This is a genomic window from Nitrosospira multiformis (assembly GCF_003050865.1).
GTDB classification, from domain to species: Bacteria; Pseudomonadota; Gammaproteobacteria; order Burkholderiales; family Nitrosomonadaceae; genus Nitrosospira; species Nitrosospira multiformis_E.
Genome location: NZ_QAOK01000043.1, coordinates 1 through 9,891, shown reverse-complemented (window position 1 = coordinate 9,891; position 9,891 = coordinate 1). Strand labels below are relative to the sequence as shown.

General features: G+C 48.1%; 9 protein-coding genes and 3 pseudogenes. 7 read left to right on the top strand and 5 right to left on the bottom strand.

The features are described 5' to 3' along the window. From C8R21_RS16190 to C8R21_RS14570, 5 genes and pseudogenes are all read left to right on the top strand, one after another. Nucleotides 1–215: hypothetical protein (locus tag C8R21_RS16190; protein WP_219906688.1), on the top strand; the 215-nt coding region annotated here is incomplete at its 5' end. Nucleotides 216–529: 314 nt separating this feature from the next. Beyond that, nucleotides 530–658: pseudogene (locus tag C8R21_RS14585) on the top strand (IS3 family transposase); the annotation flags it as partial. Nucleotides 659–935: 277 nt separating this feature from the next. After that, on the top strand, nucleotides 936–1,319 hold the full coding sequence (locus tag C8R21_RS16745; RefSeq protein WP_375136009.1) for a hypothetical protein: 384 nt from the start codon (nucleotides 936–938) through the stop codon (nucleotides 1,317–1,319). 27 nt (nucleotides 1,320–1,346) lie between these two features. Continuing rightward, nucleotides 1,347–1,850, top strand: a complete 504-nt coding sequence (locus C8R21_RS14575; RefSeq protein WP_107763350.1) for a DUF3015 domain-containing protein — start codon at nucleotides 1,347–1,349, stop codon at nucleotides 1,848–1,850. 66 nt (nucleotides 1,851–1,916) lie between these two features. Further along, complete coding sequence (locus C8R21_RS14570) at nucleotides 1,917–3,833, top strand: Lnb N-terminal periplasmic domain-containing protein (RefSeq protein WP_258192437.1); 1,917 nt, start codon at nucleotides 1,917–1,919, stop codon at nucleotides 3,831–3,833. A 14-nt stretch (nucleotides 3,834–3,847) separates the two neighbouring features. Here C8R21_RS14570 and C8R21_RS14565 read toward each other — a convergent pair. The 5 genes and pseudogenes from C8R21_RS14565 to cls form a co-directional block, all read right to left on the bottom strand. Beyond that, nucleotides 3,848–4,179: pseudogene (locus C8R21_RS14565) on the bottom strand (transposase); the annotation flags it as partial. Nucleotides 4,180–4,235: 56 nt separating this feature from the next. Beyond that, nucleotides 4,236–4,388, bottom strand: a pseudogene (locus tag C8R21_RS16740) (Tn3 family transposase); the annotation flags it as partial. A gap of 306 nt (nucleotides 4,389–4,694) precedes the next feature. Continuing rightward, nucleotides 4,695–4,901 (bottom strand): hypothetical protein, encoded by a 207-nt coding sequence (locus C8R21_RS16180; protein ID WP_219906686.1) that lies wholly within the window; start codon nucleotides 4,899–4,901, stop codon nucleotides 4,695–4,697. Nucleotides 4,902–5,168: 267 nt separating this feature from the next. Next, nucleotides 5,169–5,528, bottom strand: a complete 360-nt coding sequence (locus tag C8R21_RS14550) for a DUF768 domain-containing protein (protein WP_258192436.1) — start codon at nucleotides 5,526–5,528, stop codon at nucleotides 5,169–5,171. Nucleotides 5,529–7,181: 1,653 nt separating this feature from the next. Next, complete coding sequence (gene cls, locus C8R21_RS14535; RefSeq protein WP_107763347.1) at nucleotides 7,182–8,459, bottom strand: cardiolipin synthase; 1,278 nt, start codon at nucleotides 8,457–8,459, stop codon at nucleotides 7,182–7,184. Nucleotides 8,460–8,883: 424 nt separating this feature from the next. Here cls and C8R21_RS14530 point away from each other — a divergent pair, with 424 nt between their 5' ends. After that, entirely contained in the window at nucleotides 8,884–9,387 is a 504-nt protein-coding gene (locus C8R21_RS14530) for a pyridoxamine 5'-phosphate oxidase family protein (RefSeq protein ID WP_107763346.1), read from the top strand. A 250-nt stretch (nucleotides 9,388–9,637) separates the two neighbouring features. Further along, the coding region (locus tag C8R21_RS14525; protein WP_219906685.1) for a hypothetical protein at nucleotides 9,638–9,891 on the top strand (254 nt) is incomplete at its 3' end.

Below are 9,891 nucleotides of genomic sequence, written 5' to 3'. Positions count from 1 at the left end.
TAACGCCTGCGGCCGATGCAGCGGAAATGGAACCTCCGAACGCTAAAGCAGCTATCGCTATCTTGGAAAGATTATTCATTATTGTATCTCCTTATTATAATCACTGCATTTTATTGGAAATATTACGTCCGAATCGCTATAGACTTTGCCCGTATGACATGACGGCTTGCCATGCCTTCAAGACCAGAAAAAACACTATAGCTCCATCATTCTAATATTTATTAGATACAGAGGGGATGAGCCGAATTGGCTATTAAAATAACCGAAAGACTCGGAAAAGGAGAACGCAAAGCAAGAACGAGTTCAAGAAGGGCGATCTGGCGCGACGCGGAGCAAGCGCTGTCCGGCTTACGGTGACTGCCTGACAATTTAAAGGTGAAAGCTATCTCTGTCGCTGAGTAGGTCCATGAGCCCCAGGGTTTTACCCCGATTTCACGAACACATCTAAAAAGGCTGATAATGAGTCAGGAGGTGTGCCGCGACAACGCGAAGGAAATATGCAGCGGAGTTCAAGCAGGAAGCGGTACAACTGGTGCGGCCTGCCAATGGGTCGGCAAGCCAGATCGCGCGTTATCTGGGGATTGATCCTAATATGCTGAGCCGATGGTGCCGGGAAATGGGCTCGGTCGGTAATAAAGCCTTTCAGGGTCAGGGTAGAGGAAATTTCGCACGTGCGAAAACAACAAAACCTTGAGAACGACCACACGTACTGCAAGCATCAGGCCAGCTTGGGCATATGGCGCTTTATTCGCACCTTCGCCCTCTCCGGGTAAACCGCTTGCTGTACCTGCAAGTGAGTCGGTATAACCGTCTACGGCAGCCGCTACTGCACGCGCGTCCTCCACCCACCGTCGGAGAGAATATATTTTTCCTGATCAGGCCAAGACAGAATCTTTAGAGCCTGTTCACAGTAGCCAGATGTAGGCGCGAGCCAGATGCAAGAAAGCGTTGAAGCGGTTAGCGAGTTTGTCGTAGCCGGTCGCGAGGTGACGAAATTGTTTGAGCCGGTTGAAGAATCGCTCAACCAGATTGGGCGCTTTGTACCGCTCCCGATCGAACTCGCGCGGGGCGAGTCGGTTGCTGCGAGGCGGGATGACGGCCTCAGATTGTCATATTGTCGTCAGGAGCAAAAACTAAAATATGTTAATAGCAGAGGCCATATGTCATGTAAATTATTAAAATATCCCATTGACAACTTAAGAGACGTTAATTACATTTGTTCAGCTCTCGGAAGGAAGCTGTTTGTTTTTCCTGGGGCGCTCTTTAATGGTGAACTTTGGTGCTTAAAAAGCAACCCTCACTATTCGACCTTAATCTAATTTTTAGCAACTTCTATGGAGAGCAATATGGGGTATCGTCTGATTGCAGCAGCTTCTTTTTTACTGCTTCCAGCTTCTGTTTTTGCCGCTGGGTATGGTGCAGCGGGTTGTGGGTTAGGGTCAGAGGTCATGGGATCAAAACCAGGGGCCTCACAGGTATTCGCTGCAACTACTAATGGAACTTCCGGCAATCAAACTTTCGGGATTACTTCCGGGACCTCAAATTGCGGTGATCATGGTCTAGTGAAGACGAGCAAGGAGCGTGAAGTATTTGCAAAAGAGAATTACACCAGCCTTGTTAAAGAAATGGCGCAAGGAAAAGGTGAAAATCTTTATACCTTAGCTAGCTTGTATCAATGTTCCGCAGCCAGCTATCAAGAATTCGGATCAATGGTGCAGGCGAAGTTTGACAATTTAGTGGTGAGTGATCAAACAACCTCAGCAGAGTTACTGAGCAAGCTCGAAAATCAATTAACCCGTCATCCTACCCTTGCTAAATCGTGTGACATCAAAGTGTCTGCATTGAATTAAAAAATAAGCGGATATAGGTTTTACCTATATCCGCTTTGATATTGTTAGCTCCCCTATCGTTCCCTTGTGCAGTTTGCCTGCTCTCTAGCCGCGCTACTTCTCTCCCTTTATTTCTCACCTGCAACTGCTCATTCCGAAGACAACCACAACGCCGATTATTTAGCCGATCTACAGCTTCAAGCCCAACAAAAAAAGCTAGCCGATGCCCGGATATGGCATCTACTTCTCAAGTACAACAAAGAATTATTCGGCGGCTTTACGAGTGAAGCGGATGGAATGGATTTTTTCAATTCTCCGCAGGGAAAGACTGATCCAGAATCAGAGCTGGAAGCGACTCTCGCCAGCTTCTTCATACCCTTATCCGCGGTTGCCGAAGGCAAAGAGCACCCTCAGTGTAACTTTCCGGCGCGATTCAAGTGGTTGAGCCACGAACTAGACTTCGATCGCAATCGCCTCAAAATACACGAATGTGATCGGCTCAGCCGTTGGATGCAAACTTTAGCTCCGGTCGGAGTAACGTTGGTGTTCGCCTCTTACTTCATGAACAACCCTGCCTCTATGTTTGGCCATACCCTGCTACGAATTGATAGCCGGAGAACAGGCAAGGGAAATAATTTAATGAACTATGGCGCCAACTATGCGGCCGTTCCCGATACTGAGAATGGATTCCTCTACGCAGTGAAGGGTTTAATAGGCTCATTTCCAGGACGCTTCGCGATTTTCCCCTATTACACAAAAGTGCAGGAATATAACAACTGGGAAAGCCGGGATCTTTGGGAATATGAACTTAAGTTTACTGAAGATCAGTTGAACACGATGCTTTTACATTTGTGGGAGCTGGGCGGTACTTACTTTGATTATTATTATTTCCAGGAAAATTGCTCATATCACGTGCTTTCCTTATTAGAGATTGCCAATCCGAATCTAAGATTAAAAGATTCTTTTTTCTTCAGTGTGATACCAACTGATACGGTAAAAATTGTAATGGCGCAGGAGGAGTTAGTAAAACAAACCGTGTATCGACCTTCGGTGCTTAGCCAAATGAATGATAAGCGACGTAGAATGGACAATGATGAGAAGCAGATATTAAAAAGCATGGTTCAAGGAGATGTGACAGTAGATAGCCCAACTTTTGAAAACCTTCTCCCTCAATCGCAAGCTCTATTGTTGAATGCTTATATGGACTATTTACAGTATTGGAGCATGCAAGAAAAAAGCAACAATGAAGTAAAAATTCCACGCTCCGTTTTATTAGCTAGAAGCCGTTTGCAAGTTACTAGTGATGAGGATACTAAAATTACCGATTTTTCCAGTCGACCAGACCAAGGTCATGGGACGGACCGATTTCAACTCGGAATTGGCCATAACAAGCGCGAATCTTTCCTCGAATTTGCTTATCGCCCGGCATATCATGACCTGATGGCCAAGGACGTAGGATATGATAAAGATTCAGAAATTATTTTTATGGACTTCAAACTCCGCTATTACCTGGAATCCGAACGGGTAAGACTAGATCAGGCGAAGTTTCTCTCAATCACATCACTCAATCCCTACGATTCCTTATTTGCCAAACCTTCCTGGCGAGCAGAACTGGCAGTAGACAACCTTAGAGATCGAAACTGCAACTATTGCAATTCGTTCAAAGGTACGTATGGGAGAGGTTTTTCTTATCGGCCGGATTTTTTCTCCCCCTTGCTGCTATATACCTTTGCTGATCTAAAAGCGGAATTTTCCGATCATCTAAAACAAAATTTTCGATTGGGTGGCGATACTGAAGTGGGAATGTACTTCAGCATTACTGAAAATTTGAGAATCAAATTGGCGGGGAGCTACCAGGTTTTTCTCCTCGGTGAAAGTAAGCGTTTCTTCACTAGTCACCTCATTACTCGCTATGCGCTTTCACAAGATCTGGATCTAAGGTTGGAATTGAACCGCTACGACCAAAATAATGAGGGAATATTATCATTCAATTATTTCTTCTAGGGTCTGTTGACGTTTCACATTGGTAGCCAGAGGATCATGTAGGCCATGGCTACTACACTCTCGTAATTTCTCTTCAGCTTGTCGAATCGTGATGCTACAGCCCGATAATGCTTCAAGCGGGCAAAGGTGTTTTCCACCAAATGCCGATAACGATACAATCCTCTATCCAAATCTGCATTGCCTTTGACTGAATTACGCTTCCGGGGGATGCCCGACCTTGCCCCTTGCGACTCGATGGTTTCGCGGATTCGCTTGCTGTCATAGCCCTTGTCCGCGATGATCGTTTCCACCGCGGAGTCTGGCGATCAGTTAGTTCTGGTGCGACCGTGCAGTCATTGACTTGCCCTGGTAATAAAAGCGGAAATGGTAGTGCGCCCCTAGCGTAAATTGAGGGCCTCCATGGTAATCCCCCCAGCCCAGCGGCGACAGATGGGTAAGATCTCCGGGCACGGGATGATGCCTTTGTTTTCGAAGGTAATCGACAGCCCGCTGCAGATAAGTCGTGTTCCACAAAATAATGGCGGCGACGAGCAAATTCAAACCGCTCGCGCGATGGCGGTGATGGGGTCAGCTCACGAAACGGAAAAAATCGTACGCTAGTCAAATGAAAAATAATAAATTCAAGGATTTGAAAAAGCGCTTGAACGTTGATTTTTGAGTAATCTGAATTCTTGTAAGATCTTATTATCAATAAGTTGTTAAATATTAACGTACTTTAAATTCCGTTTCGTGAGCTGACCCCAGATTGACAATAGTCTTTAACTTTCAGCTTGGTCAGTTGCTCTCGACGTATGCCGTGATAGAGCAGGGGGAAAGAATGGCGGTCGCGCTTGCCCTTGAGAGTATTGGCATCGGAAGCACTTAGAAGTGCCCGCGCTTGGGCTCCCCGAGTGCCGGTGTTTTTCCCTGTTGAGATTCCACTACCGGACGTTTGACGCCTTTGACCGGATTGTGCGTTACCAAATTGGATTCACACAAATGTTCGAACAAGGAAGCGAGCGCCGCCAGCTTCCTGCGGATGGTGGCGCCGGCCAGTGATTTTTCCTCCAAGGTTTTACGCCAGGCCAACACATGCGCTCGGGTGGGGTCCGAAATCTTCCGGTCGATCAACGAGGAGAAAACACAAAAGGGAATTTTTCGTACGCTACGAGAATATACACCCGTCCAATCAATAAGATGCGAGTCAAGCCAAGAGCGTTGAAGCTGCATGGCGGTTACACCAGAAGTGACTATATATCTTTTTTTGTTTATGTATTTATGGCTTAAAGTAAATAATATTCCTTTTCGTGCCTTCTCCTCAACGCGATGCCGCCCTGAAGACCAACCATGCGGGGCTCAGTCGCCATCTTCATTCTCCCGCGCAAGTTGCGACTTGAGATGAAAGGCATCGATGTCAAAGTCTCTGCTGTCCGAGACCGCGGCCAGTACTAGGGGCAAAACGCGCTCCCGCTCCTCCTCGGTCTCGAAGTTTGTGAAGTTGACCGCAGCTGCCTCGGCGAACAGTTTCTCCGACAGCCGCTTTGCCTTTACTTCATGACTCTCTATGTCGGAATTGGCGCCGGGAGGGATGTTTTCCTCGATCCATGTTTTGGCCCACATCAGGAAGCGATTGCTCATGACTGCCCACCCATCTTCTGCGTTGAGTTCGGCGCTGGTCGCCCGGCGCACTGTGACTCCCCCGATACTTCGGTCCAAGTCAGTAAAAGCTTACTGCATAGTATTGAGAGACGCCGTGACGCCTAACCCTTCGCTCAAGCGGACCGCCACCGGGAAGCCGCTTAGCTCAACGTTAGCGCTATGAATCCTCTCTCAACATTTCCTCCTGAAGTTTATCACTATGTTACATGTGATGGGCCGATAGAACGAAAACTAATTATAAATGTTAAAGTCTCAAATAAGTGTAAGGGTAATTAAACTGATGAGTCACCTGACTCAACAACCTGAATCGCCCCGGGTTTTGAGGAGGCTCCGACATCTGAGAGAAATGGTATGGACGCCTCCCACCCGTGAGGAATGGTAGGGAAGGATGAGGCTCCCACGGGCTATTGGCATCGGCGTGATCACGATGGAAGATTGCATAAATCCACGGCGCACACAGTGTGTTGATAAATGCGAAGGACCCAGGTCCGTGGGTCGAACAGATGAAGCAGCGGCGGCATCCGAATGTTAGATTCAAGTATTACAAAACAAAAGGGCTTGAAAGGAACGTCTGTCTGGCTGAAGTCTTGTTGTATCGCAGCCATTCATGCAAGATTGCTTGCCGTTCCGGACGTGCGCTAATCTATCCCTTCGGAAGAGTAATTTGAAGTCAATTCGGCCTTACGATATTGTGAAAACATGCCGCAAGTTTTTGTTACAGGGGACAACTGTTCATGACAGTCAAAAGCTACCGCTAACTTGCTGTCCCCTGAGGTCATCTCACTTGTTACATGAACATGTTATAAGCCCGCACTCAAGGGTACCGGCTTTGCAGCCAGCATTTAGAGCCATGTCAGCGCAGTCATACGCCCACGTACAAGAACAATTTCCCGCTCCAGTACATTCAAAAGCAACAGGGCCAGGGGGTTCATCAGGGCCTGTCCTGACTTTAAATTTAGGCTCATCATCGGCAATTCGCTTAGCACGCTGCAGAGCCTTACGCTCTTCCGGCTTAAACTTCTTCAGTGCTTCTTGCGTCTCGCCGCTAGGGGTTGCGGACAGAGTACGTTGTTGAGCTGTGGCTTCGAAATTTGCCATTAATCCAAAGAAACATATAGTGCTGCAAAGAACTATTTCTTTAAGTCGCTTGAATATAACCGCTCTTATCACTAGATGTGTCATTCGTCTTTCCTCCTTTGCTTTGTGAACATCATTAGGGATAACGCAATCGGAGCAAAAAGCCGAGAGTTATTATTCCCCCACGCCAACGCGAACAATCGGATCACATCAATTAAACCAAATATGAAGTTTCCCGCTGCCAATTCTTTTTAGTACTTGTTCTCTTAAAATGAAAGAATATTTGGTGCCCGGTGTGTACGTCAGTTGTGCGAATTTGTTAGGGGCATGAGATCTGTTTATCTCATGTAATCTCTCTCTGCAAAAATGTAGCCAGCGACAACGTTAGTTTTCGGCGAAACTTACCTTTAAAGAAAGGAGTTTTGCATGAAGAAGAAACGGTTCGCGGTGGAGCAGATTGTCGCGGTGCTGAAGGAAGCCGCAGGTGTCGAAACAGACCATCGTTCTATTATTGATAAAATATGTTATCAATAATAACGCGATGCGCTAGCTGGAAGGGTGAAGCCGAGTTCGATGGCCCCTCATAGGCCCGCTTTCCAAAATCTTGGAGCTGAGTTCACATCCTCGAAAGAACTAAAGCTGTGGCCGAATAATTTTCAGGCTATATTCCCAGGCTTTTTCCGTCAAGGGGCGAGACTCCCACTCCTTAAATGTTATTTGCCTTGACCGTGTCAGATCTACCTTGAAATCCGCTACTTGGCGTTCGGCAAACTCCTGATTGTAGACGTTCAGGTTAGACTCATCGTTCAGCTTGAATGATCTGCTATCAAAATTAGTCGATCCCACCGATACCCACAGTTCATCGACGATCAACAACTTGCAGTGGTACATAGTGGGCTGAAACTCATATATCTCTGCACCTGATCTTAGAAGCACACCCCAGGTGCCACGGGAGGCGCTACGTACCAAGGGTTTATCGATATAGCGGCTAGGCAGGATTATTTGTATTCTCACGCCGCGTTTCAATGCCGCCACCATTGCGTCTCGCGCCAGCGCATCCGGAACGAAATACGCCATGGAAAGATGGATGCTTTTTTTAGCGGCCGCGATAGATAGCAGGTACATGAGATGCATGCTTTCTGCCCCGCCTTCGATCGAACTTTTGAATACTTGCGCAAGGTTGGATCCGTGTTCCTTCAGCTCTGGAAAATACTCTCCTCCATGTAATACGCTACCCTTTACCTTCGTCCAATTGTCGGCGAATGCCGCTTGCAATTGCGCTACAACAGGCCCTTCAATGCGGTAGTGTGTATCGCGCCAATTATCAGGCCCCTGTGCGTCGCCGAGCCATTCGTCGGCAATTCCGACGCCCCCGGTAAACCCTGTCTTCCCATCTAACACTAGAATCTTGCGATGAGTCCGATTGTTTATTCTTCTCCAGGTGCGCCAGGTCGGGGGATGGTATTTTTCGATCTCGACGCCAGCATCCCGCATTGTCTGAATAGATGCCTCTTCCATCTTCTCGCTGCCAACCCAATCGAGGAGGACATGAACTCTGACCCCTTGCCGTGCCTTTTCCGACAGCGTCTCCGCGAACTTTCGGCCGATAGCTCCCGACCAGTAGATGTAAGTCTCAAACGTGATCGTTTTCTCAGCCTCGCGAATCGCCTTCAGCATCGCGGGGAAAATCTCGTTTCCGTTAAGCAACGTTTCAACCCGGTTTCCCCTCACCAATGCCGGACCTAGGAGAACGCCCATGGAGCGTAAAAACTGGGGATCGGATACAGGGTAAAGGTGGGATACCCGATGCGTAATTTCCTTCTCGTTTCGGCCAAAAATTACAAGGATCAGCCCAAATATCACGGCTGTCACGACCGACACGAGAATAACGCTCCAAAGAGGGACGTTCATTTGATCAGTATGGGTTTGGCAAGCAACAGTACCGAAGCGAGCGCGATGAGCTTAAATGAGCTCGCTAGCCCTCGCTCATTGCACAGCTTTAGCGTCAGCCTACTTCCAGCTTGGTTTCGGAATGACATCAATTTGTATCTCTGTTAAATTGAATGAGAATGACGGCAGACGCTAAATTGGCCAAATATGGGGTTTTCATGGCTACCTTCCGCCTTCTTTCTAGCTGAAACGCTAATTGCTACTGTGCCGTAGGCTGCGCAGTACAATTGTGACAGGGTTTTCCCCCGGTTTCACGGACACATCTAAAAAGGCTGATAATGAGTCAGGAGGTGTGTCATGGCAAGGCGAAGGAAATACGCAGCGAGTTCAAGCAGGAAGCAGGTTTTGTGAAAAAACGAGCCGTACAAGTGCCCTAGGAGACACCATGACTTACGAAGACCAAACACTACGGGATTTGATAGAAAGCATTCGTTTTGCCATGCTCACCACTCGAGGTTCAGATGGCATGTTGCGCTCACGACCAATGACCACCCAAAACACAGACGCAGACAATCCTGATGCGGGTGAGCGACTGTGGTTTTTTATGTCTCGTTCAAGCGACCCGGTGAGTGAATTGAGTGCGGAGCCAAGAGTCAACGTAAGTTATGCCGATCCCGGCAAGGATGCTTATGTTTCGGTGTCTGGCAGCGCTAGAATCGTTGACGACCTAGTGATAAAACAGCGATTGTGGTCGAAAATGGCCGAAGCCTGGTTCCCGAAGGGCGTGGAGGATCCGGACCTTGCACTTGTGAGTGTGGAAATTGACGAGGCCGAGTACTGGAACGTTAAGGAGAGCAAGCTTGTGCAGGTCGCCAAGATGGTGAAAGCGGCAATGACGGGCAAGCGTCCCACGGATATGGGGGAACACGCGCAAGTTCGAGGCGGCTGAAATCTATTGAGCTGATCGTTCTTGAGAAGGAAGCAGGACGTGCCTCTGGGATAGTCGAATAGGGGCTCTGTTGTAACGGTGACACCCGAATTGCGATTCGAGGTGAGTCGGCGCATTCGGGAAGAGTTTGACAACGGCAAGCACTATCACGACCTCTACGGTCACCAGATCCAACTTCCATCAGATTGGGCAGCATCCGAATCCTGCTGCCCTGCGCTGGCACAATGAAGATTGTTTTAAGGGATGAGTAATGGGACCGATCATCCCTGAGAACTCTGACACATTGATGCGTATGGCGGCGTTCAACCATGTCCGCAGGCTTGGAGAAATCCACGTTCACCTCACGGCGGCCGAGTTGAACCTAGGTTTTGTCTTCCAAGGAGAGCGATTTCCGCTCATTAATCCGCAACGCGGCATTTTCAAGCCGCAACAGATGCGGTATCTGCTGTCGATCAAGACTGTATTTCCCAAGCCGGGAGCAAAGGTCTGGTACGACGACCAGCG